This window comes from Blautia sp. LMAG:36 (assembly GCF_008680535.1).
Lineage (GTDB): Bacteria > Bacillota > Clostridia > Lachnospirales > Lachnospiraceae > Blautia_A > Blautia_A fusiformis.
Genome location: NZ_NALB01000003.1, coordinates 761,632 through 784,036 on the forward strand (window position 1 = coordinate 761,632; position 22,405 = coordinate 784,036).

17 protein-coding genes are annotated in these 22,405 nt (G+C 45.0%); 13 read left to right on the forward strand and 4 right to left on the reverse strand.

Translation table 11 applies throughout. The annotated features are described in order from the left end of the window. The first annotated feature begins 318 nt into the window (after positions 1-318). Entirely contained in the window at positions 319-2,697 is a 2,379-nt protein-coding gene (feoB, locus tag CCC17_RS03745; RefSeq protein WP_287082517.1) for a ferrous iron transport protein B, read from the forward strand. 10 nt (positions 2,698-2,707) lie between these two features. Here feoB and CCC17_RS03750 read toward each other — a convergent pair whose 3' ends face one another. After that, on the reverse strand, positions 2,708-3,583 hold the full coding sequence (locus CCC17_RS03750; protein ID WP_287082518.1) for a LysR family transcriptional regulator: 876 nt from the start codon (positions 3,581-3,583) through the stop codon (positions 2,708-2,710). Positions 3,584-3,754: 171 nt separating this feature from the next. Between CCC17_RS03750 and CCC17_RS03755 the strand changes: the two genes are divergently transcribed. From CCC17_RS03755 to CCC17_RS03765, 3 genes are read left to right on the forward strand one after another with little or no spacing between them, the layout of a single operon-like run. Further along, positions 3,755-5,221, forward strand: coding sequence for a UbiD family decarboxylase (locus tag CCC17_RS03755; protein ID WP_287082520.1), 1,467 nt, complete (start codon positions 3,755-3,757; stop codon positions 5,219-5,221). Beyond that, complete coding sequence (locus tag CCC17_RS03760; protein WP_044960990.1) at positions 5,218-5,787, forward strand: UbiX family flavin prenyltransferase; 570 nt, start codon at positions 5,218-5,220, stop codon at positions 5,785-5,787. The genes CCC17_RS03755 and CCC17_RS03760 overlap by 4 nt, the downstream gene beginning before the upstream one ends. Continuing rightward, complete coding sequence (locus CCC17_RS03765; RefSeq protein WP_173741014.1) at positions 5,772-6,152, forward strand: prenylated flavin chaperone LpdD; 381 nt, start codon at positions 5,772-5,774, stop codon at positions 6,150-6,152. Before CCC17_RS03760 ends, CCC17_RS03765 begins: the two co-directional genes overlap by 16 nt. 122 nt (positions 6,153-6,274) lie before the next feature. Here the strand turns inward: CCC17_RS03765 and CCC17_RS03770 are convergent, their stop codons facing one another. Continuing rightward, complete coding sequence (locus tag CCC17_RS03770) at positions 6,275-7,648, reverse strand: MATE family efflux transporter (protein ID WP_173741015.1); 1,374 nt, start codon at positions 7,646-7,648, stop codon at positions 6,275-6,277. A gap of 289 nt (positions 7,649-7,937) precedes the next feature. Here CCC17_RS03770 and CCC17_RS03775 point away from each other — a divergent pair, with 289 nt between their 5' ends. The 3 genes from CCC17_RS03775 to CCC17_RS03785 all read left to right on the forward strand — a co-directional run bounded on the left by CCC17_RS03775 (position 7,938) and on the right by CCC17_RS03785 (position 11,289). Continuing rightward, entirely contained in the window at positions 7,938-9,428 is a 1,491-nt protein-coding gene (locus CCC17_RS03775; protein ID WP_173741016.1) for an AAA family ATPase, read from the forward strand. A gap of 225 nt (positions 9,429-9,653) precedes the next feature. Beyond that, the gene (locus CCC17_RS03780) at positions 9,654-10,685 is read left to right on the forward strand and encodes a LacI family DNA-binding transcriptional regulator (RefSeq protein WP_015524476.1); all 1,032 of its coding nucleotides are present in this window, start codon (positions 9,654-9,656) and stop codon (positions 10,683-10,685) included. Between the two features lie 100 nt (positions 10,686-10,785). Next, positions 10,786-11,289 (forward strand): gamma carbonic anhydrase family protein, encoded by a 504-nt coding sequence (locus tag CCC17_RS03785; protein ID WP_287082522.1) that lies wholly within the window; start codon positions 10,786-10,788, stop codon positions 11,287-11,289. A gap of 107 nt (positions 11,290-11,396) precedes the next feature. Here the strand turns inward: CCC17_RS03785 and CCC17_RS03790 are convergent, their stop codons facing one another. After that, positions 11,397-12,779: an alanine/glycine:cation symporter family protein gene (locus tag CCC17_RS03790; RefSeq protein WP_287082523.1), complete on the reverse strand. Its 1,383-nt coding sequence runs from the start codon at positions 12,777-12,779 to the stop codon at positions 11,397-11,399. Between the two features lie 292 nt (positions 12,780-13,071). On the opposite strand from CCC17_RS03790, the gene CCC17_RS03795 reads away from it, so the two are divergent. Next, entirely contained in the window at positions 13,072-14,538 is a 1,467-nt protein-coding gene (locus CCC17_RS03795; RefSeq protein WP_287082525.1) for a sensor domain-containing diguanylate cyclase, read from the forward strand. Positions 14,539-14,628: 90 nt separating this feature from the next. Here CCC17_RS03795 and CCC17_RS03800 read toward each other — a convergent pair whose 3' ends face one another. Beyond that, the gene (locus tag CCC17_RS03800; protein WP_287082527.1) at positions 14,629-16,014 is read right to left on the reverse strand and encodes an MATE family efflux transporter; all 1,386 of its coding nucleotides are present in this window, start codon (positions 16,012-16,014) and stop codon (positions 14,629-14,631) included. Positions 16,015-16,586: 572 nt separating this feature from the next. Between CCC17_RS03800 and CCC17_RS03805 the strand changes: the two genes are divergently transcribed. From CCC17_RS03805 to CCC17_RS03825, 5 genes are read left to right on the forward strand one after another with little or no spacing between them, the layout of a single operon-like run. After that, positions 16,587-18,053 carry an aminotransferase class I/II-fold pyridoxal phosphate-dependent enzyme gene (locus tag CCC17_RS03805; RefSeq protein WP_015524484.1) on the forward strand — a complete coding sequence of 489 codons (1,467 nt, stop codon included), beginning with the start codon at positions 16,587-16,589 and terminating at the stop codon, positions 18,051-18,053. Between the two features lie 5 nt (positions 18,054-18,058). Continuing rightward, positions 18,059-18,913: a polyamine aminopropyltransferase gene (speE, locus tag CCC17_RS03810; protein WP_015524485.1), complete on the forward strand. Its 855-nt coding sequence runs from the start codon at positions 18,059-18,061 to the stop codon at positions 18,911-18,913. Positions 18,914-18,916: 3 nt separating this feature from the next. Next, positions 18,917-19,774: an agmatinase gene (gene speB / locus CCC17_RS03815; protein WP_015524486.1), complete on the forward strand. Its 858-nt coding sequence runs from the start codon at positions 18,917-18,919 to the stop codon at positions 19,772-19,774. Positions 19,775-19,816: 42 nt separating this feature from the next. Further along, positions 19,817-21,076 (forward strand): saccharopine dehydrogenase family protein, encoded by a 1,260-nt coding sequence (locus CCC17_RS03820; protein ID WP_022426348.1) that lies wholly within the window; start codon positions 19,817-19,819, stop codon positions 21,074-21,076. Next, positions 21,076-22,293, forward strand: a complete 1,218-nt coding sequence (locus tag CCC17_RS03825) for a carboxynorspermidine decarboxylase (RefSeq protein WP_173757971.1) — start codon at positions 21,076-21,078, stop codon at positions 22,291-22,293. Before CCC17_RS03820 ends, CCC17_RS03825 begins: the two co-directional genes overlap by 1 nt. Positions 22,294-22,405 lie beyond the last annotated feature (112 nt).

The window sequence follows — 22,405 nt, forward strand, 5'->3', positions numbered from 1 at the left end:
TTATTGTATGTCTGCAAAAAAAATATGAAGGTGTTTGTTTATCAAACAGAAATTGTGCTAAAGTGAGAAAAAATATAAATGTTAATGATAAATAACTTTTGAATTGGTATTATTTGTACGAAACTTATCAGATTAATCAGTTATTGTCAAATAACTTAAATTGTGTTACATTTATATTAGTACATTGTTTTTGAAATAACTATACCATTCACTTGTCTGTGAATCCGATTGATATAGTTATTTACGAAACGATGTACCAGTGGATAATACAGATATATGTATTGACCATGTAAATTGTACTTATGATGAGGTGACAATATGACACTGGACAAATTAAAGACTGGAGAATGTGGCAGAATCATCAGTGTTCGTGGCGAGGGGGAGCTGAGACATCATCTTCTGGATATGGGGCTTACACCGGGGACAGAAGTGTCTCTTCGTAAAACAGCTCCTATGGGAGATCCGGTACAGCTTGTGCTGCGCGGATATGAGCTGACATTGCGGCTGGCGGAAGCTGCAAAGATTGAGATCGTATCGATCGAATCCATGACGGAAACGAAGAAAGAAAATGAACGGCATCAGCCGATTGCTCATCCTGGTGTGGGAGAACTTGGAAAGGCTCGAGATTATCGCAAGAACCGGATCGGTGATACGATTCCCAAAGGGGAACCGATCACGTTTGCACTGGCAGGTAATCAGAACTGTGGAAAGACAACTCTTTTTAATCAGCTGACAGGCTCCAATCAGCATGTTGGTAACTTTCCGGGTGTAACTGTTGACAAGAAAGAAGGAAGCATCCGGAGGCATCCGGAGGCAACGGTAACGGATCTTCCTGGAATCTATTCACTTTCCCCGTATTCCAGCGAGGAGATCGTAACAAGAGATTTTCTGCTGAATGAGAAGCCGACAGGAATCATTAATATTGTAGATGCTTCCAATATTGAGAGAAATCTTTATCTTACCATGCAGCTGATGGAGCTTGGAATCCCAATGGTGCTGGCCTTAAATATGATGGATGAGGTAAGGGCAAATGGAGGCTCTGTTCGGATCAATGAACTGGAGGAGATTTTAGGAATTCCGGTTGTACCTATTTCAGCAGCGAAGAATGAAGGAATTGATGAGCTGATCGATCATGCAGTTCATGTTGCAAGATACAGAGAAGCACCAGGAAGAATTGATTTCTGTACTGACAATCAGTCACCGAAGGATCCGGTAGGCGCACTTCACAGATGTATCCATGCAGCCGTACATCTGATCGAACCCTATGCAAAAAAAGCAGGACTTCCTGTACGTTTTGCAGCTACGAAGATCGTAGAGAAAGATTCTCTGATCGAAAAACGTCTGGCTTTGCCTGAAGGTGAAAAAAAGGTTCTTGATGGGCTGGTACATGTTATGGAAAAGGATGGCGGTCTGGACCGTGAGGCAGCTCTTGCGAACATGCGCTTCGATTTTATTGAAAAGCTTTGTGAGAAAACTGTGGTAAAACCGGCAGAAAGCCGTGAACATAAACGAAGCGTCGCTATAGATCGTATTCTTACCGGAAAATATACAGCAATTCCCTGTTTTGTAGGAATTATGGCAATTGTATTTGTGATGACGTTCAATTATCTGGGAGCCTGGCTTTCAGACGGAATGACTATGGTCGTGAACTGGGTAATTGCACTTATTGGCAGGGGACTGGAGGTGGCAGGTGTCAGCTCAGTACTGCAGTCACTGGTTGTGGATGGAATTTTAAGCGGTATCGGAAGCGTGATCGGATTTCTTCCTACGATCGTTACTTTGTTTTTCTTCCTGTCAATCCTGGAAGATACCGGATATATGGCTCGTGTAGCCTTTGTTATGGACAAGCTCCTTCGAAAGATCGGACTTTCCGGAAGAAGCTTTGTGCCGATGCTGATCGGATTCGGCTGTTCGGTGCCGGCCATTATGGCAACCAGAACATTATCCAGTGAACGTGACCGGAAAATGACGATCCTGCTTACTCCGTTTATGAGCTGCAGTGCCAAGCTTCCGATCTACGGACTTCTCACCAGTGCATTTTTCCCGAAGCAGTGGAGAGGAGTTGTGATGATCAGCCTTTATTTTGCAGGAATTCTCTGCGGGATCCTGTATGCGCTGATTTTGAAAAAGACGAAATATAAGGGAGAGCCGGTTCCGTTTGTTATGGAGCTTCCCAATTACCGGCTTCCTTCTGCAAAAAGTGTAGGACAGCTGATCTGGGAAAAGGCGAAGGACTTTATCCAGAAAGCGTTTACAATTATTTTTGCGGCAACGCTGATCGTGTGGTTCCTGCAGAACTTTGATGCAGGTCTTAACCTTGTTACCAGCACAGATCAGAGCCTTCTGGCAAAGATCGGAAGCATCGTGGCACCACTTTTTGCTCCGCTGGGCTTTGGTGACTGGAGAGTATCTACCGCATTGATCACGGGCTTTATGGCAAAAGAGAGCGTTGTGTCTACGCTGACAGTCCTTCTGGGCGGAAATACGGCGTTGCTTCAGACTTTATTTACACCGTTTACTGCTTACGTATTTTTGATCTTTACCTTGCTCTATACACCCTGTGTTGCAGCTATTGCAACTGTGCGTCGGGAGATGGGAACTGTAAGAGCTGCTGCTGGTATTGTAGCAGTACAGTGTGCCACTGCATGGATCGTTGCGTTTGCGGTACATGGTGTGGGAATGATGCTTGGATTATAGAAAAAATACCTTACATATGGCTTTTCACAAACTGCAGAAAACATTCTGCAGAGGTTGTGAGAGCCATATTTTTTTTATGGGCAATTCCAACAGATAGCTTTTTCAGTCCGTTAACCGGGACAGCAACAAGCGAAGGCTGACGAAAGAACTGAAAGCTGCTTTCTGTAAGAAGGCTGATCCCTTCGCCAATTTCCACTGCGCTGACAATAGATTCTGCGCGGGCAGTACGCAGAAGCTGAGGGTGGATCCCTGCATTATGAAAACTTTGCATACAGAAACGGTAAATGGAGGTGTGCGGAGGCATCAGGATAAAAGATTCTTTTTTCAGTTCGGAAAGAGAGACCGATTTTTTGGACGCGGAGGGATGAGCTTCAGGAAAAACAGCAACCAGACGGTCTGCTGTGAGAGTATGAAAAGTATAGAGCTCCGGGTCTATCATGTGTTTTCGTACAAAGATCAGATTAAAAAGGTCTTTTTCAAGACCGGAAAGAAGTTCTTCGTCTTCTACCTCCTTCAGAGAAAAAGAAAGCTCCGGGTGTGTATCACAAAAACTGTGTATCACAGAAGTAAGATGGTACTGAGAAAGAAAAGGAAGTGTTCCAATATGAAGTGCCTGGAGCTTGCTGTCCTTAAAATGGTACACTGCTTCCAGAGAACGATGATACTGTCTGGAAATCTTAAGTGCTTCTTTGTAAAAAAACTCTCCTTCAGGAGTAAGCACAGCAGTACGCTTGCTGCGGTCCCATAAGGTAAGCTCCAGTTCTTTTTCCAGTTTCATGATCTGCTTGGAAAGGGAGGACTGGGAGATATGCATAGCTTCTGCAGCATCAAAAAAAGTCCGGGATTGAGCTGCACAGATAAAATAGTCGATCTGTTCAAGAGTCATGGTAACACCTGCCTTTTAGAAAATAGTGACGAATCATTCCATATTGGAAACAATTATATCATAGAAAGAATTGATTCACCATGTAAAAAAGAGATAAAATAACATAAGAAAATAAAGATGTTACTGAGAACGGAGTGAACAGTAATATAAAGATAACGCAGGAGGTTTTTTATGGCAGAAAAAGTAAGAGATCTGAGAAGTGCTCTGGCACTTCTGGAGCAGATGCCAGATCAGCTGATCGAAACAGAGGTGGAAGTTGATCCGATGGCAGAGCTTGCAGGGGTATATCGTTATGTAGGAGCCGGTGGAACGGTGAAGCGTCCCACAAAGGAAGGACCTGCTATGATCTTTAATCGTATAAAAGGACACCCGGATGCAAGGGTATCTATCGGTCTTCTGGCAAGCAGAAAAAGAGTTGCTGCTTTACTTGACACTCAGCCGGAAAATCTTGGAAAGATGCTCTGCAAAAGCGTGGAGAATCCAATTCCACCGGTCGATCTTGAAGGCGATGCACCGTGTCAGCAGGTGGTGCATAAGGCAGCAGATCCGGATTTTGACCTCTATAAGCTGGTTCCTGCGCCAACGAACACACCGGATGATGCGGGCCCGTATATCACACTTGGCATGTGCTACGCCACACACCCGGATACTGGAGTTCACGATGTGACCATTCATCGTCTTTGCATTCAGGGAAAAGATGAGCTTTCCATTTTCTTTACACCTGGTGCCAGACATATCGGAGCAATGGCAGAGCGTGCTGAGGAGCTGGGACAAAGGCTGCCGATTTCTATCAGTATCGGAGTTGATCCTGCTATTGAGATCGGTTCCTGTTTTGAGCCGCCTACAACACCACTGGGGTATGATGAGCTCTCTGTAGCCGGCGCACTGCGCAAAGAGCCGGTGGAACTCTGTAAATGTTTAACCGTTAACGAGCGTGCCATCGCCAATGCGGAATACGTGATCGAGGGAGAAGTGATCCCGGGTGTGCGTGTAAAGGAAGATCAGAACAGCAATACCGGATACGCCATGCCGGAGTTTCCGGGATATACAGGGCCTGCAAGTGATCAGTGCTGGCTGATCAAGGTTACAGCAGTGACACATCGTGAAAATCCGATCATGCAGACCTGTATCGGGCCAAGTGAGGAGCACGTATCCATGGCGGGAATCCCTACAGAGGCCAGCATCTATGGCATGGTGGAAAAAGCAATGCCTGGAAGACTTCAGAACGTATACTGCAGCAGTGCCGGAGGTGGAAAGTATATGGCTGTCCTTCAGTTTAAAAAGCTTTCTCAAAGTGATGAGGGAAGACAGCGTCAGGCTGCACTTCTTGCATTTTCCGCCTTCAGTGAGCTGAAAAATGTATTTCTGGTAGATGAAGATGTGGATTGCTTTGATATGAATGACGTACTTTGGGCGATGAATACGAGATTCCAGGGGGATGTGGATGTGATCACCATTCCGGGTGTCCGTTGTCATCCTCTTGATCCGTCCAATGATCCTGCATTTTCTCCAAGTATCCGTGATCATGGAATTGCATGCAAGACTATTTTTGACTGTACGGTGCCTTATGATCTGAAGGAAGATTTTCACAGAGCCCGTTTTATGGAACTGGATCCGGAGAAATGGCTGAAAAAATGAAAAAGAGAATTATAGTTGGTGCAACAGGTGCAAGCGGCCTGCCGCTCCTTGTAAAATGTCTGGAGATCATCCGGGAGAATCCGGATTTTGAGTCTTATCTGATCATGAGTTCCAGTGCAGAGCTGACTCTTCGCCAGGAGACGGAGCTGGAACCGGAGGATGTGAAACGATTGGCAGATCATGTATGTGCACCGGGAGAAATTGGGGCAAAACCGGCCAGTGGTTCTTTCAAAACAGAGGGGATGCTGATCGTGCCCTGCAGCATGAAGACGATCGCGGGGATCCACAGTGGCTATGCGGATAATCTTATTCTGCGTGCGGCAGATGTGACGGTCAAGGAACAGAGAACACTGGTGCTGGCAGCCAGAGAAACACCGTTAAGCGGGATTCATCTCCGAAATCTTTATGAGCTTTCCATGCTTCCGGGAGTGCGGATCATTCCGCCGATGCTGACGTTTTATCATAAACCGGAGAGCATTGATGATATGGTGTATCATATTGCGGCAAAGCTTTTGGAACCGTTTGGGATCGAAGCAAAGGAGTATCGCAGATGGAATGGATTGTAAAAGAGTGTGTGGAGACTGCAGGCTGTAAGCTGGAGGTCAGTGCTGCATTTGTCGGAGAGGATGTGCTTATCTGTCTGAAAGGCGGAGAGAGACCTCATCTGGGATGTGTGGTGCAGACGGAACCGAGAGTGTCTTTGACAGGGGATGGTTCTGTGAGTGCGACTTCTTCAGTTTTGAATTTTCCGGGACATAAGGACGAGGTGATCTGCCGGTGGATGGCGGAGAAGGTTTCGAAAGAGCTGGGAAAGAGAGTGGTTTGCACCGGGGGATTTCATAAGGATGGTATTTCGGAGAAAGAGATCCGGGAGGTAAAGGGAAGTGTTGTGCGTCTGACAGAGATGGTGATAGAAGGACTGCAGCGGTAGTTGAGTAACGAACGGCTGGAACCTGCTAAAGTTATTTCCCAAAAGTCCGAGACTTTCTTCGCTCAAACAGCGAATTTTTGAAAAATAACGCAGATTCCAGCCGTCTAAAATGTTTCTGTATTCTATTTATTTTCAAATATATTCTCGCGGGTAATATTCTTAGCCCACTTCCCACTGAGATACCTTTTGATCACCCATGGCCACTTCACAAATTCATCCGTACAGAGCAGAAAATACACCCACATAACCGGCAGCTTCAGTACAAAAGCAGCGAAGAATCCAAGGGGTACTGCATATACCCACATATCAATGGTATCACAGATCAGACCAAACTTTGTATCACCACCTGCCCGGAACACACCGGCGATCAGGGTTGTATTTACGGCAGACCCCATAATATAGTAGCTGTTGATCAGAAGCATATATTTCAGATAATGCATGGCAGTGGGTGTCAGGGACGCAAATCTCATTACGAACGGTGTGATGGCAAGAACGATAAGTCCGCCCAAAAAACCTGCAATAACAGTAAGCTTTAGTGTTTTGGAAGCATAACGCCTGGAACGTTCCAGATCGCCCTGCCCCATAACATTGCCAAGAAGGATACCTCCTGCACTGGCAATACCGAAACAGAAAACAGAGCCGATATTACGGACTACTACAACCAGAGAATTGGCAGCAACCGCATCCGTACCAAGATGCCCCAGGATCACAGAGTACATGGAAAAACCAATACTCCAGGAAATATCATTACCAAGAGCCGGCAGGGAAAGCCGCACGAAATCACTGAACAGCAGTTTGTTTTTTGTGAACATACATCGGAGATCCAGTCGGACATTTTTGCTGAAAGCAGAAACAATAAAACAGGCGATCAGCTCGATCATTCTGGAAAGTGCAGTAGCAATAGCCACACCGGTAGCACCAAGCTTGGGTGCTCCGAACAATCCGAAGATAAAAGTCGCATTCAAAAGGATATTCAGTCCAAAGGCCAGCATATTCATCGCCATGCTGGTAGTCACCCGGCCAATGCTTCGAAGAACAGCCAGATAAACCTCCGTCATACCCCAGCAGATATAGGTGATACCCATAATGCGGATATAGGAAGAACCAATGGCCAGAAGCTCCGGATCGTTGGTGAACAGTTTCATCATCATCTGTGGCATGGTAAATGCAACGAGTGCCACGAGAACAGAGATGATCATGGAAAAACGAAGAGCGATTCCCTCGATGATCTGAATGGCTTTGTAATCTCCCTTTCCATAATACTGGGCACAAAGCAGGGTGGCTCCCGTACCAAGACCGTAATATACCATAAACAGGACATTGGAATAATTCGCTGCTAGAGATACTGCGGAGATGGATGACTGACCTACAAAGTTCAGCATGATAACATCGGCAGAATTTACTGCTGCACTTAGCAGGTTCTGAATGATGATGGGGATGACAAGCTTAACGATCTGTGGATAAAAATCATCCCGCTGTAAAAGTTGATTTCTCATTTCCTCCTCCAAAAAAATACAATTACAATGACGTGAAAAACAGTAGATCACATACATGGTAACTGTGTCAGCTTTTGTAAAAAATGAAAGCAGACATGATTGCACGATAACATAGTTTACAGGCAGTGTCAATCGGCAAACTGTGGAACTGTTTAAACAACTTACGGGAAAATGACGAATACAAAAAATGAATAAAAAATGCATAAAAAACCATATCAGCAGTTGTTGAGATTTCCAATCCATGATAAACTGAATGGAGATATTTTTCAGAGAAAGAGGAGTAAAAAATATGCCAGTTTTTGATTTCAGCGCAGCGCCGGCAGATAAAAAAGAGACAAAAAGCCAGTGCACATATACAACATTTCGTTCTAATGAAACAAAAGCCACACCGGAGAAACCGGTGCTGATCCTGGATAACAGCAAAAGAGAGTGGAAACATCATTCCTGCGGATATTTTTCCAATCCTGCGAAGCAGACTGCATTTGAGTTTAAGGAAGAAGACGGTGCTTTTCCGGCAGACATCCTGAAGATCGATTCCCGTTTTACAAGCCTGATCAAATGGCTCGGAGAAAATCATATCAACATCCGTCTTTCAGGACAGAATACAGAAGAAGGATATGCTGTTTACAAAATCCGCGAGATCGCTTTTGGCGGAGGCACCAAGCTTTCTGCTGAGGACGGATTTCTTCAGTTTATGATCGAGCGTCTGTTTGCAAGCAGTGCGCCGGCAGAAGAAAATGAGAACGATGAGGAGGAAGAAGACGGTGACGATATGAAGCTTACCAGTATTCAGAGTATCACCGACTTTATGAACTGTGCCGGAAAGACTATGCCGGATAATATCCGTCTCTGGGCAAGAAGAAATCTGGCAGTTGCCCGTTCTCATGAGGTTTCTCAGGAGGAAAGACGCCATGCCCAGAGAGCACTTTCCATCATGATGAATATTCAGTGGAAGCATAATTATTTTGAGTCTATTGATCCGAAGGAAGCACGCCGTATCCTGGATGAGGAGCTTTATGGAATGGAGCGTGTAAAACAGAGGATCATTGAGACGATCATTCAGATCAACCGTACTCATACACTTCCTGCTTACGGACTGCTTCTTGTAGGACCGGCAGGTACCGGTAAATCTCAGATCGCTTATGCAGTTGCAAGAATCCTGAAAATGCCGTGGACAACCCTGGATATGAGTTCGATCAATGATCCGGAACAGCTTACAGGAAGCTCTCGTGTTTATGCAAATGCCAAGCCTGGAATCATCATGGAGGCTTTTTCCATGGCAGGAGAATCCAATCTGGTATTTATCATCAATGAGCTTGACAAGGCTGCATCAGGTAAAGGAAACGGAAATCCGGCAGACGTGCTTCTGACACTGCTGGATAACCTTGGTTTTACAGATAACTATATGGAATGTATGGTTCCGACAGTTGGTGTCTATCCTATTGCCACAGCCAATGATAAGGCACAGATCAGTGCACCTCTGATGTCACGTTTTGCAGTGATCGATATTCCGGATTACACACCGGAGGAAAAGAAGATCATCTTTTCCAGATTTGCGCTTCCCAAGGTTCTGAAACGTATGAGCCTGAAACAGGAAGAATGTATCGTAACGGATGAGGCGTTGGACGCAATAATTAAGAAATTTGAAGATACCACAGGAATCCGTGATCTGGAGCAGGCTGCGGAGCATATTGCGGCCAATGCTCTGTATCAGATCGAGGTGGATCATGTGAAGGCTGTAACCTTTACCCCCGAGATGGTACAGGAGCTTCTGGACTGACAAAGGGATCTGTTTTGCAATGATAAAAATGCTTCCGGAGATTTTTTCGGAAGCATTTTTGGCTGAGGGAATGCACCTGTTTATGCCGGGCCTGTCTGATCGTAAAGGAAAATTATAAAAATAATGAAATCAGGGATTGCCTGAGAAAGTGTAAATGTGTATAATGAGATAAAAGAGCGTGCGCGTGAACACAAAGCACACAGGAGAGGTTTTGGAGGGTAAAATATGGCAGTAACATTACAACAGATTGCGGAAGCAGCAGGAGTTTCAAGAGGCACTGTGGACAGAGCACTGAACAACAGAGGCCGTATCCGCCCGGAAGTAGAGGAAAGGATCAAAAGGATCGCCCGGGAGATGGGATATCAGCCCAGCCGTGCCGGTCGTGCCCTTGCCATGGCAAAGAGAAAGATCCGTATCGGTGTGATCCTTCAGTATATGGAGACTCCTTTTATGCAGCAGGTTTTAAATGGGGTCCTGGAAGCAAAAGAAGAAGTGGAGAGCTTTGGCGGAACAGTAAAGATCTATGAGATCGAGGGCGTGGAACCGGAAAAAGTAATGGCTGCAATGGAAGAACTCCGGGAAAAGGGGTTTAATGGAATCGCACTGACTCCATCAGAGGATCAGCTTTTGAGAGCGAGGATCGATCAGTATCAGGAAGAGTATGGAATTCCGATAGTTACCTTTAATGCGGATCTGGAAGATACAAAAAGGTTATGCTTTGTGGGACAGGATACCTTTCAGGCCGGTCGTACGGCAGCAGGCCTGATGTGGGAGATGACAGGCGGAAACGGGCAGGTTGCCATAATTTCCGGACAGGTTGCCAATCCTGGTCTGATCAGCAGGCAGAAAGGATTTACGACAGAGATTAAAGAAAGCTTTCCGGGAATCGAGATCGTGGATATAAGGTATTCTTATGATGACGAATGGGTGGCATCCAAGATCGTGGAAGAATTTCTGGAGCTTTATCCGGAGCTGACCGGGATCTATATTACGGGTCATGGTGTAAAGGGTGTCTGCCAGACCTTGCAGAAGCTTGGAAAGGATAAAACCATGCATGTGATCGCCAATGATTTCCTGGAAGAAAATCTGAAATGGCTGAAAGAGGGGACGATCAATTTCCTTATCGGTCAGGATGCGGCTGTACAGGGACATTCTCCGGTGATTATTTTGTTCCAGCTTCTCTTTGACAGCAAGGCACCGGAAAAGGAATACCAGTATACAGATATTGTGATCCGGACGAAATATAATATGGGTTAAAAAGTCAGTATAAACATTAAAATTGCTGTTGTGCACGGAGTCTATAGTCAGATTATATACCAAGGTTCTGTACAGAAAAAAAGCAGATTCAGGAGGAAAAATGAATTATAAAAATGTAAAGATCGTAGAAGGTGCCAGGATCGCAAAGCAGTCTGTGATCCTTGGAAATGTAACGATCGGCCGTGACAGCTGTGTATTATATTATGCGGTGATCCGCGGAGATGATGCGCCGGTAGTGATCGGAGAAGAAACCAATATCCAGGAAAACTGTACCATTCATGTGAGCCACAACATGCCGGTCCATATCGGAAACAATGTTACTGTGGGACATAATGCGGTGATCCATGGATGTACCATCGGAGACCGGACATTGATCGGAATGGGAGCCGTGATCCTGGATGGTGCAAAGATCGGAAACGACTGTATCATAGGAGCCGGAAGCCTTGTGACTAAAAATACGGTGATCCCGGATGGCTCCCTGGTAATGGGAAGTCCGGCCAGGATCAAACGAAACCTTACCTGGGAAGAGAAGCTTGGTATCGTGGAAAACAGCAAAGAATATCTTACTGTGTCCGAAGAGATGAAAGCGCAGGATGTATTATAAAAAAGTGAAGAAGACATTTGTAAACGGATAGCTCCGACTGCTTTGTAATATGAGAAGCAGTCGGAGCTGTAACTTTGTTATATAAAATGCTTATATTTATCGTTTTTTTATTTATCGATCACTTCCACCGGTGTGTCATCCCGTGCATCCAGATCGTTGATATATTTTTGGGTCTCTTTTACGATCACATTGGAAAGCAGTAGTACTGCGATCAGGTTTGGAATAGCCATCAGTGCATTCAGGATATCCGCTACGGTCCATACCAGGTTCAGAGAGATAACAGGGGAGATGGCAGCTACCGCAATGTACAGCACACGATAGGGGATGAGTCCCTTTTTGCCGGAAAAATACTCCACGCATCGCTCGCCATAATATGCCCATCCAAGGACTGTAGAATATGCGAAGGAAATGATACCCACTACAAGGATTACAGGACCAAGAACCGGGATCTGCTGAAAAGCCAGTGTAGTAAGAACACCGCCATCAGTGATATTTCCCATGTCGATCGAAGGATTTTTCATAATACTGGTTACCAGAACAAGACCGGTCATCAGACATACCACAACGGTATCCCAGAATGTACCGGTGCTGGAAACGAGAGCCTGACGAACCGGATTTCTTGTCTGTGCGGCAGCAGCGGCGATGGGGGCAGAACCCATACCGGATTCATTGGAAAAAAGTCCTCTTGCGATTCCATACTGCATGGCCATCATGATACCACGTCCTACAAGACCTCCTGCAGCAGCACCAGGGGTAAAAGCAAATTTGCAGATGGTTTTTACTGCGGGAATGATAAAATCGAAATTGATCCCCAGGATGATGATACATCCAATCACATAGAAAAATGCCATAAACGGAACAAGACGTTCACATACATTGGCGATGGATTTGATCCCGCCGAAAATAACAAGGGCAGTAAGAACTGCCACAGCAATGCCGATCGCTGCCGGCGGAATATGAAGGTTCTCATTACATACCGTTGCAATGGCATTGACCTGGGTAGCACATCCGATTCCAAAGGAAGCAAAGCCACCGAAAAAGGCAAAGATCAGACCAAGCCAGCGCATATTTAATCCGCGCTCCAGGGCATACATAGCACCACCCTGCATACGGCCGTCTTTGGTTTTGACGCGGTATTTTACAGCGATGAGAGACTCACTGTATTTGGTGGCGATTCCGAAGACACCGGTAAGCCAGCACCAGAGGACTGCACCGGGACCACCAAGAGCAATGGCAGTACCGACACCGATGATATTTCCGGTTCCAATAGTGGAAGCAAGGGCTGTTGTCAGGGCGCCAAACTGGCTGACTTCACCTTCCGCATTGGTATCTTTGGTGACAGACAGGCGAATGGCGGTACCAATCTTACGCTGGATCACACCGGTACGGATGGTCATGAAAATATGGGTGCCCAGAAGTAAAATGATCATCCACCAGCCCCACACCAGACTGTCGATCTGGTTTATCACACTTCCGATTGCATTCATCATAGAAATCTCCTCCCTTTCTCAAAGCGAAATATCGCAGGACTGCAGAAATAGCACAAGGGCGTACAGACATAGGAAATATGTGCTGTACGCCCTTGTACGTTACGCTCTTAAGTTTTGATTATTGTGTTAATTATACAGGAATATTCAGAATAATGCAACAAAAATATTTCATCTGAACAGGAGTTTTTCTGAAAACCAGATAATCACAGGAGATTTTTTGTTATGGAGAAAAAACAAAAATCATGGTAAAATAAAAATGCATGACAAAAAAGGTTAAATCAGGAGAAAACGTATGAAAAAGAATCACTTTGAATTAAAAAATTATGTTATGGCAACCGGCGTTTTTATCTTGGCGGTTATAGCAGGGATTCTTATTTTTTTCGAGTGTGTGCAGAGGGCTGTACAGGTGAATTCTCAGAATACATTGAAGATAAATGTGCAGAGACAAAGTGAACATTTGCGGACGATACTGGATATTAATTATCAATATCTGAATGAGATTGCCTCTGCAATGGGAAGATCAGAAGAACTTTTTTCAGAAGAAAATAAAGAACGACTGATATCCATTTATGAAAAGACAGACCTGGAGAGGGCTGCTCTTATTGATAAGAATGGAGATGCATACTACGACAATGGAGTAACCAAGAATGTTTCTCATCGCAGATATTTTCAGGAGGCTATCAGTGGAGAGCAGACCATCAGCGATCCCCTGGAAAGCAGTGTGGATCATAAGGTGCGGGTGGTTTTAGGTGTGCCGGTATACAAAGACCATAAAGTGATCGGTGTGTTGGGCGGATCCTGTAATGTTACAGCGCTGAGCCATATGCTTTTTAATGATCTTTTTGATGGAGCGGGAAACAGTCTTCTGGCTACAAGTGATGGAGAGATCATTGCCTTTGACAGTGGTTCGGCGTCTGGTACGGAGATCACATATGGAATCAATCTTTTTAAATATTACGGAGAAAAAAATCTCAAAGGGAAGCATGCTTTTCAGGATATTCAGGAAGATTTTAAAGTTGGCGAAAGTGGTCTGGTGAAGCTTAGTCTCAAAGAGAGAAAAGAAGAGGACCGGTATCTGGCATATATGCCTCTTGGATACAACGACTGGATGATCTGTTATGCAATTCCTGTAAAAAGTGCACAGCAGGCTTATGAATTCATTTCCGGTTATGAAATCCTATTTATGGGAAGCTTCTGTATTCTGGTGCTTCTCCTGCTCCTGTATATTGTTGTAAGAAATAATCAGGAGAAAGCGGAATTGGTACGTTCTGCCCAGAAGGATGCGCTTACAGGCGTTTATAACAGAGAGAATACGCAGAAGGTGATCGATGCTATTCTGAGAGAAAAAGCTCCGGAAGGCTTTCATGGCTTTCTGATCCTGGATATGGATCATTTTAAAGAAGTGAATGATGTTTACGGACATGTCATGGGAGATAATGTATTAAAGATGCTGGGAGGTTTTCTTAAAGAGCAGTTCCGGGAACAGGATGTGATCGGGCGTATCGGCGGGGATGAGTTTGTGATCCTGCTCTGTAATATCGGTTCCCGGAAAAATATGGAGAGCAGAATAAAAAAACTTCATGAAAAGCTCAGGGAGATCCGTATGGAAGGCATGGGAGAGCATACATTTACTTTTAGTGCAGGAATTGCTTTTGCACCACAGGATGGAGATAACTTTATGGAACTGTATCAAAAAGCAGATTTTGCCCTTTATCAGGTAAAACGTTCCGGAAGGGATGGCTACCGGATCTATAAATAACAATAAAAAAGACAGAAGATATCCTGAAGAGAAAAAAGGAAATCTTCTGTCTTCTTTTTGTATAAATTGGAATGGGAAGCTTTGATGTCCTTAGGCTTCCGGAATTTTTTGAATGATCGTTCTGTTTATGACAACCAGGAAAGCTACGGACACGATCAGAGAAATGATCTCCGCAATGGGGAAAGACCACCATACTGCGTGAAGACCGCCGATGGAAGCAAGGATATAAGCAGCAGGTACCAGGACAAACAGCTGACGCATGATAGATACGATCATACTGAATACAGCTTTTCCGAGTGCCTGGAATACAGTTCCCGCAATGATACAGAACCATGCGATCAGATAGTGGATTCCTATGATACGAAGTGCAGGGATTCCGATGGTAAGCATATCTTCGGAAGCACTGAACAGCCCCAGCAGTGTTTTCGGAATAAATTCAAAGGCAAGAAAACCAATGAATGTAAAACAGAATGCGATGAACATGCTGACTTTGACAGTTTTAAGCATACGCTTTCTGTGGTGTGCACCATAATTATAGGCAATGATCGGTGTAATGCCGTTGTTAAGTCCAAATACAGGCATGAAGAAAAAACTCTGCAATTTGAAGTAAACACCAAATACTGCAGTTGCAGTGACTGTGAACTGTACCAGGATCAGATTCATGCAGTAGGTCATGATAGAACTGATGGACTGCATGATGATCGATGGAATACCTACTGCATAAATATGGCCGATGATCTTAAGGTCAGGACGGAAGCCCCTGAAGCTGAGCCGGACTTCATGATTAAATTTATGGTTGCAGATTCCGGCAACGATGCAGGCTACACACTGTCCGATCACAGTAGCTACAGCAGCTCCGGTAACACCCATTTTCGGAGCACCGAACAGACCAAAGATCAGGATCGGGTCAAGGATGATGTTGGTGATGGCACCGCACAGCTGAGAAGTCATGCTGAATATGGTTTTTCCTGTGGATGTGAGCAGACGTTCAAAGAAAAACTGTCCAAGCAGACCAAAGGAGAATATCATAACTGTGCTCAGATATTCAATCCCAAATTTAAGGATCTCAGGGTCTGCGTTATGTACCTGGCTGGCATAAAATGGTTTTACTACTGTAAATCCAAGGATCAGGAAAACCAGATAGCTTAAGCCATACAGGAAAGCAGCATTGCTGGCTGTCCGATCAGCTTTTTCAAAATTCTTTTCTCCAAGGGATTTGGAAAGCAGTGCGTTCATACCCACACCGGTACCTGCACCTACTGCGATCAGAAGTGTCTGCAGTGGAAAAGCCATGGAAACTGCCGTCAGAGCATTTTCGGAAAGCATGGCAACGAAAACACTGTCTACAATATTGTACAATGCCTGCACCAGCATGGAGATCATCATTGGCAGAGACATGTTTAGTACAAGCCTTCCTACGGGCATGGTCCCCATTTTGTTTTCTGCTATGGGAGCAGATGTACTTTTTTGATTCATATTTCCTCCATTTTGTATTTTGTAGTTTTTGACCTAATTATATATATTAGCATGAAAATATAAGGGATTCAAGAAAAGAATATCCTTCTGACATTATTATAAATGGTCCATACTATAAGTATTTAAACGATTTTGATAGTTGACATGAATTTTCAGATATGCTATGCTTATGTAGATTTTGAAGGACAAGAAAGAGTCTTTTCAAAGCAATTATTTTGGACCACTCCATTTTGGGGTCAAGGCCATACGGACAGCCGGGTCCACTGCCGCTGATGGTAACTTTGGTTGCCTTATTGATTGAGTTAGAAGCTCAAATTTTATAAGTTGGTTCCTTTGATAACCGTCATGCGCATGTTGCGCAGACTTGTGAAACGGTCAATAAGAGTAGTAAAAGTATGATTGCTATATAGACTCTGACATATATCATCCGGATTCTGATCTCATGTAAATATGGGGATTCTCATATTTATATGCGATGAAAATAAAATCAGGAAGAATGATCTAAGCAGGTTTACGGTTTTGTATCGGCCTGCTTTTTTTGTGCGGATAAAGGAACTGGAAATGGAGAAGCAATGAACAGAAGTCGTTTTAAACTGGACCAGAATCATGCTCCAATTCATGAAGCTCTGGAAAAATTCCTGCGTATGAGAGTAGTACCTTTCGATGTGCCGGGACATAAAAGAGGAAGAGGAAATCCGGAGCTTACTGAATTTCTGGGACAAAAATGTGTAGGTGTGGATGTAAACAGCATGAAGCCGCTTGATAATCTCTGTCATCCCGTATCTGTGATCCGGGAGGCGGAAGAGCTGGCAGCAGATGCCTTTGGAGCAGCGCATGCATTTCTTATGGTTGGAGGAACTACAAGCTCAGTGCAGACTATGGTGCTAACTGCCTGTAAGAGGGGAGATGAGATCATTCTTCCCCGAAATGTCCACAGAAGTGTGCTGAATGCGCTGGTTCTGTGCGGAGCAATCCCGGTCTATGTGAATCCGGAGGTGGATCAGAGACTTGGGATTTCTCTTGGAATGCGACGTGAACAGGTGGCAAAGGCAATTAAGGAGCACCCAAATGCGGTGGCTGTGCTGGTGAACAATCCCACCTATTATGGAATCTGCAGTGATCTTCGCGCAATTGTACGCATGGCTCATGAAGCAGGAATGCTGTGTCTGGCAGATGAGGCACATGGAACTCATTTTTATTTTGGCGGAGGTCTGCCGGTTTCGGCAATGGCAGCTGGTGCAGATATGGCGTCTGTATCCATGCATAAAAGCGGCGGAAGCCTGACCCAGTCCAGCCTTCTTCTTACAGGACCAGGTGTTCATGCCGGTTATGTCCGTCAGATCATCAATCTGACTCAGACTACTTCAGGCAGCTATCTTCTGATGTCAAGTCTTGACATTTCGCGCCGGAATCTTGCACAGCGAGGACGCCAGATTTTTCATCAGGTAGCAGATATGGCAGAGTATGCAAGGGAAGAGATCAATGCTATTGGCGGCTATTATGCATTTGGAAAAGAGCTGGTGAATGGAGATTCGGTTTTTGATTTTGACATTACGAAATTAAGTGTACATACCCTGGATATCGGACTTGCAGGGATCGAGGTTTACGATATACTGAGAGATGAATATGATATTCAGATCGAATTTGGTGATATTGGAAATATTCTGGCTTATCTGTCGATCGGAGATCGTGCCCAGGAAATAGAGCGGCTGGTAAGTGCTCTTGCGGAGATCCGCAGGCGATTCCAGAAGGATAAATCAGGATTGCTGGATCAGGAATATATCGATCCTCAGGTAGTGACAAGTCCTCAGGAAGCTTTTTATGCAGAAAAATGCAGCCTTCCTCTCAGAGAAACCGAAGGCAAGGTATGCAGCGAGTTTGTAATGTGTTATCCTCCGGGAATCCCGATTTTGGCTCCGGGGGAACGAATCACTCCGGAAATCCTGGATTATATTGAATATGCCAAGGCAAAAGGATGCAATATGACAGGCCCTGAAGATCCGGATATATTGCGTTTAAACGTACTGGCAGGGAGGTAAAGAAAATGGAAATGTGGTTTTCGGAATTTCATACACCGGATGTGAAGCATAGTATCCGGGTAAACCGTCAGCTTTATTCAAAGCAGAGTGACTATCAGAGAATTGATATTTTTGAGACACCGGAATTTGGCAGGGTGCTCACACTGGACGGTAATGTAATGCTCACAGAGCGTGACGAATTTATTTATGACGAAATGATCACTCATGTACCTATGGCTATTCACAAAGAAGCCAAAGATATTCTTGTGATCGGAGCAGGAGACGGCGGAGTTGTACGTGAACTGACCAGGTATGACCGTGTCAGCCATATTGATCTGGTAGAGATGGATCCTATGGTAGTAGAAGCCTGTCGCGCATATCTTCCGGGAAATGCCTGCAGGCTGGATGACAGGAGAGTGCACCTTCATTATGAAAATGCGTTGAAATATATACGCCGCTGCGAAAATAAATATGATCTTATTATTGTAGATTCCTCGGATCCCTTTGGCCCATCGGAGGGATTATTTACCCGTGAATTTTACGGAAACTGCTATAATGCGCTGAAGGCGGATGGAATCATGGTTAATCAGCAGGGAAGTCCTTTTTATTCCGAGGATGCGCATGCCATGCAGCGCAGTCACAAAAGAATTGCCAGTACTTTCCAGATCAGCCGTGTTTACCAGGCTCATATTCCTACCTTTGCTGCCGGCTACTGGCTGTTTGGCTTTGCAAGTAAAAAATATCATCCTGTGGATGACCTGGATTCGAAGGCATGGAATTCACTGAATCTTCGCACCCGTTACTATACTACAAGGCTTCACAAAGGTGCATTTTATCTTCCGGCTTTTCTGGAGGAAATGCTTCAGGAGGTGGAGGACTGATTTATGATCTTACCAAATATTGAAAATTTTATCGGTTGTGACAGCAGCTTTGAGGAAGCAGAAATTGTTCTTTACGGAGCTCCCTTTGATTCGACCACAAGCTTTCGTCCGGGAGCCAGGTTCGGTCCTTCTGCCATTCGTCATGAAAGCTTTGGACTGGAAACCTACAGCCCTTATCAGGATCGTGACCTTATGGATATCCGGGTATTTGACAGTGGAGATCTGGAACTTTGCTTCGGTAGCAGTGAAAAGGCGCTTGCTGATATACAGGATCGTGCAGAGGAAATCCTGAAAGAGGGAAAAATGCCGCTGCTTCTGGGGGGAGAGCATCTGGTGACACTGGCTGCTGTGAGAGCTGTCGCCGGGAGATATCCGGGACTTCATATTATTCATTTTGATGCGCACGCAGATTTAAGAGACGATTATCTTGGTGCCCATTTAAGTCATGCGTGTGTTATCCGCAGATGCTATGATATTCTGGGAGATGGGAGGATACATCAGTTTTGTATCCGAAGCGGGGAGAGAGAAGAATTCCGGTTTGCAAAAGAGCATACAGATTTTCATCCCTTTACCTTTGAAGGCCTGGAAGAAACCGTACAGGAATTGGCCAGGAAGCAGGTTCCGGTATATTTTACCATTGATCTGGACTGTCTGGATCCATCTGTATTTCCGGGAACCGGTACACCGGAGGCAGGAGGCGTAAGCTTCCTTGAATTGCTCGCTGCTATCCGGAAGGTATCAGAATTAAATATTGTGGGAGCAGATGTCAATGAGCTGGCACCTATGCTGGATCCAAGCGGTGTTTCCACAGCTACAGCATGTAAGGTGGTCAGGGAACTGCTGCTGGCGGTGGCAAAATAAAAACAGTTACGAAAATTGAGTATAAAAAAGGAGACAAAAAACATGAGCAGAGTACTTGTAATCGGCTGCGGCGGAGTAGCCAGTGTAGCAATTCAGAAGTGTTGTCAGGCAGATACTGTATTTACAGAACTGTGTATAGCAAGCAGGACAAAAGAAAAATGTGATGCACTTGCCCGGAAACTGGAAGGAAAAACAAAAACAGTTATTACCACCGCAAAGGTGGATGCGGATGATGTAAACCAGCTGATCCAGCTGATCAATAGTTACAAACCGGATCTGGTAATGAACATTGCGCTTCCGTACCAGGATCTGACCATCATGGATGCATGTCTGGCATGTGGTGTAAACTATATGGATACGGCAAACTATGAGCCGGAGGATACGGATGATCCCAAATGGCGTGCTATTTACGAAAAACGCTGCAAGGAAGCGGGATTTTCCGCATATTTTGATTATTCCTGGCAGTGGGCATACCGGAAGAAATTTGAAGAGGCAGGGCTTACAGCACTTCTTGGCTGCGGCTTTGACCCGGGTGTTACCCAGGCATATTGTGCATATGCATTAAAGCATGAGTTTGACCAGATCGATACCATTGATATTCTGGACTGCAATGGAGGAGACCACGGATATGCATTTGCAACCAACTTTAATCCGGAAATCAATCTTCGTGAGGTAAGTGCGCCCGGAAGCTACTGGGAGAATGGACACTGGGTGGAAATTCCTCCGATGGCGATCAAGCGGGAATATGATTTTGATCAGGTCGGCGATAAAGATATGTATCTTCTGCATCATGAGGAGATCGAGTCCCTTGCCCAGACAATTCCGGGAGTAAAGAGAATCCGTTTCTTTATGACCTTCGGACAGAGCTATCTGGATCACATGCGCTGTCTGGAGGATGTGGGAATGCTTTCTACTACTCCGATCAACTATAATGGACAGGAAATCGTTCCTATCCAGTTTTTGAAGGCTCTTCTCCCGGATCCGGCCAGCCTGGGTCCACGTACTAAGGGAAAAACTAATATTGGCTGCATTTTCACCGGGGTGAAGGATGGAAAAGAGAAAACCTATTATATTTATAATGTTTGTGACCACCAGGAATGTTATAAAGAGGTTGGAAGTCAGGCAATCAGCTATACGACAGGCGTTCCGGCTATGTGCGGAGCATTAATGATGCTTACCGGAAAATGGATCCGCCCGGGAGTGTATACAGTAGAAGAATTTGACCCGGATCCGTTCCTGGAAGCACTTGACAAATATGGACTTCCACGCAGCGAAAATCATGATCCGGAGCTGGTGGATTAATGGAAAGAACAGATACAAGATCACCCTTTGCAGCGTCCGGCGGAATTATTCCGCCGGAGCTGCGGAAGATCAAAACACCTTGTTATGTTCTCGACGAAGCGGCGCTTATAAAAAATGCAGAATTAATGGGGAATATTGCCAAGAGAACAGGCTGCAAAATGCTCCTGGCACAGAAGGCTTTCAGTAATTATGACTGCTATCATCTTTTGGAACCATATTTGACAGGAACAGAAGCAAGCGGACTGTACGAAGCCAGGCTTGGTGCCCAGGAGATGCCCGGAAAAGAGGTACATGTATTTTGCGCCGGATATCGTGAGGATGAATTTGAGGAGCTGCTTAGCTTTGCAGATCATATAGTGTTTAACTCTCCTTCTCAGCTTCTTCGCTTTGGAAAAAGAGTGAAGGAGGCCGGGAAAAGTGCAGGGCTTCGGATCAATCCGGAATGCTCTACCCAGGAGGGACATGCTATTTATGATCCCTGTGCCCCAGGCAGCCGCATGGGTACTACAAGAGCACAGTGGGAGACTGCTGTGAGAAAGCATCCGGAGCTGATCGGATTATTGGAGGGTATTCATTTTCACACCCTTTGTGAGCAGGACTCTTCTGATCTGGAAACTACTCTTACAGCAGTAAAGACGAAATTCGGAGATCTGATTTCTCAGATGAAATGGCTGAACCTGGGAGGTGGACATCATATTACAAGACCAGGCTATGATATTGCACGGCTTGAGAAGTGCATCAGAGCAGCAAAGGAAGAATGGAAGGTAGATGTTTATCTGGAGCCCGGAGAGGCATGGGCCTTAAATGCAGGATTCTTTTTGACAACTGTTCTGGATGTGCTGCAAAATGGTGATACCCGGCTTGCAATTTTGGATGGAAGTGCTGCCTGTCATATGCCGGATGTTCTGGAAATGCCTTATCGTCCTCCTCTTCTTGGAGCAGATGAACCGGGAGAAAATGCAGTCACAATCCGGCTCGGAGGACCAACCTGCCTGTCAGGAGATATCATAGGAGATTACAGCTTTTCAGAGCCGTTGAAGTACGGAGATATCCTCATGTTTGGTGATATGGCCATTTATACAACCTGCAAGAACAATACCTTTAATGGAATGCCTTTGCCTGATATATGGCTGAGACATGGCGATAAAACCATGGAACGTCTTACTGATTTTGGGTATGAAGATTTTAAAGGCAGACTTGGACGCTGCAGGAAATAAGAGCAGTTTTTCGAAAAATAATATTGACAGGTTTAATAAAAAATGGTGCTGAACATAATATCCAACACCATTTTTTTATATAGTCTGGTCCAATGATCATAATCTGACATGG

Excerpts from the sequence above, each read along its gene's own strand:
- CCC17_RS03800 (WP_287082527.1), bottom strand. The coding sequence starts at position 16,014 with ATGAATCAAAAAAGTACATCTGCTCCCATAGCAGAAAACAAAATGGGG.
- CCC17_RS03805 (WP_015524484.1), top strand. The coding sequence starts at position 16,587 with ATGAACAGAAGTCGTTTTAAACTGGACCAGAATCATGCTCCAATTCAT.
- CCC17_RS03795 (WP_287082525.1), top strand. The coding sequence starts at position 13,072 with ATGAAAAAGAATCACTTTGAATTAAAAAATTATGTTATGGCAACCGGC.
- CCC17_RS03825 (WP_173757971.1), top strand. The coding sequence starts at position 21,076 with ATGGAAAGAACAGATACAAGATCACCCTTTGCAGCGTCCGGCGGAATT.
- speB (WP_015524486.1), top strand. The coding sequence starts at position 18,917 with ATGATCTTACCAAATATTGAAAATTTTATCGGTTGTGACAGCAGCTTT.
- CCC17_RS03760 (WP_044960990.1), top strand. The coding sequence starts at position 5,218 with ATGAAAAAGAGAATTATAGTTGGTGCAACAGGTGCAAGCGGCCTGCCG.
- feoB (WP_287082517.1), top strand. The coding sequence starts at position 319 with ATGACACTGGACAAATTAAAGACTGGAGAATGTGGCAGAATCATCAGT.
- CCC17_RS03775 (WP_173741016.1), top strand. The coding sequence starts at position 7,938 with ATGCCAGTTTTTGATTTCAGCGCAGCGCCGGCAGATAAAAAAGAGACA.
- CCC17_RS03780 (WP_015524476.1), top strand. The coding sequence starts at position 9,654 with ATGGCAGTAACATTACAACAGATTGCGGAAGCAGCAGGAGTTTCAAGA.
- CCC17_RS03785 (WP_287082522.1), top strand. The coding sequence starts at position 10,786 with ATGAATTATAAAAATGTAAAGATCGTAGAAGGTGCCAGGATCGCAAAG.
- CCC17_RS03820 (WP_022426348.1), top strand. The coding sequence starts at position 19,817 with ATGAGCAGAGTACTTGTAATCGGCTGCGGCGGAGTAGCCAGTGTAGCA.
- CCC17_RS03755 (WP_287082520.1), top strand. The coding sequence starts at position 3,755 with ATGGCAGAAAAAGTAAGAGATCTGAGAAGTGCTCTGGCACTTCTGGAG.
- speE (WP_015524485.1), top strand. The coding sequence starts at position 18,059 with ATGGAAATGTGGTTTTCGGAATTTCATACACCGGATGTGAAGCATAGT.
- CCC17_RS03790 (WP_287082523.1), bottom strand. The coding sequence starts at position 12,779 with ATGATGAATGCAATCGGAAGTGTGATAAACCAGATCGACAGTCTGGTG.
- CCC17_RS03770 (WP_173741015.1), bottom strand. The coding sequence starts at position 7,648 with ATGAGAAATCAACTTTTACAGCGGGATGATTTTTATCCACAGATCGTT.
- CCC17_RS03765 (WP_173741014.1), top strand. The coding sequence starts at position 5,772 with ATGGAATGGATTGTAAAAGAGTGTGTGGAGACTGCAGGCTGTAAGCTG.
- CCC17_RS03750 (WP_287082518.1), bottom strand. The coding sequence starts at position 3,583 with ATGACTCTTGAACAGATCGACTATTTTATCTGTGCAGCTCAATCCCGG.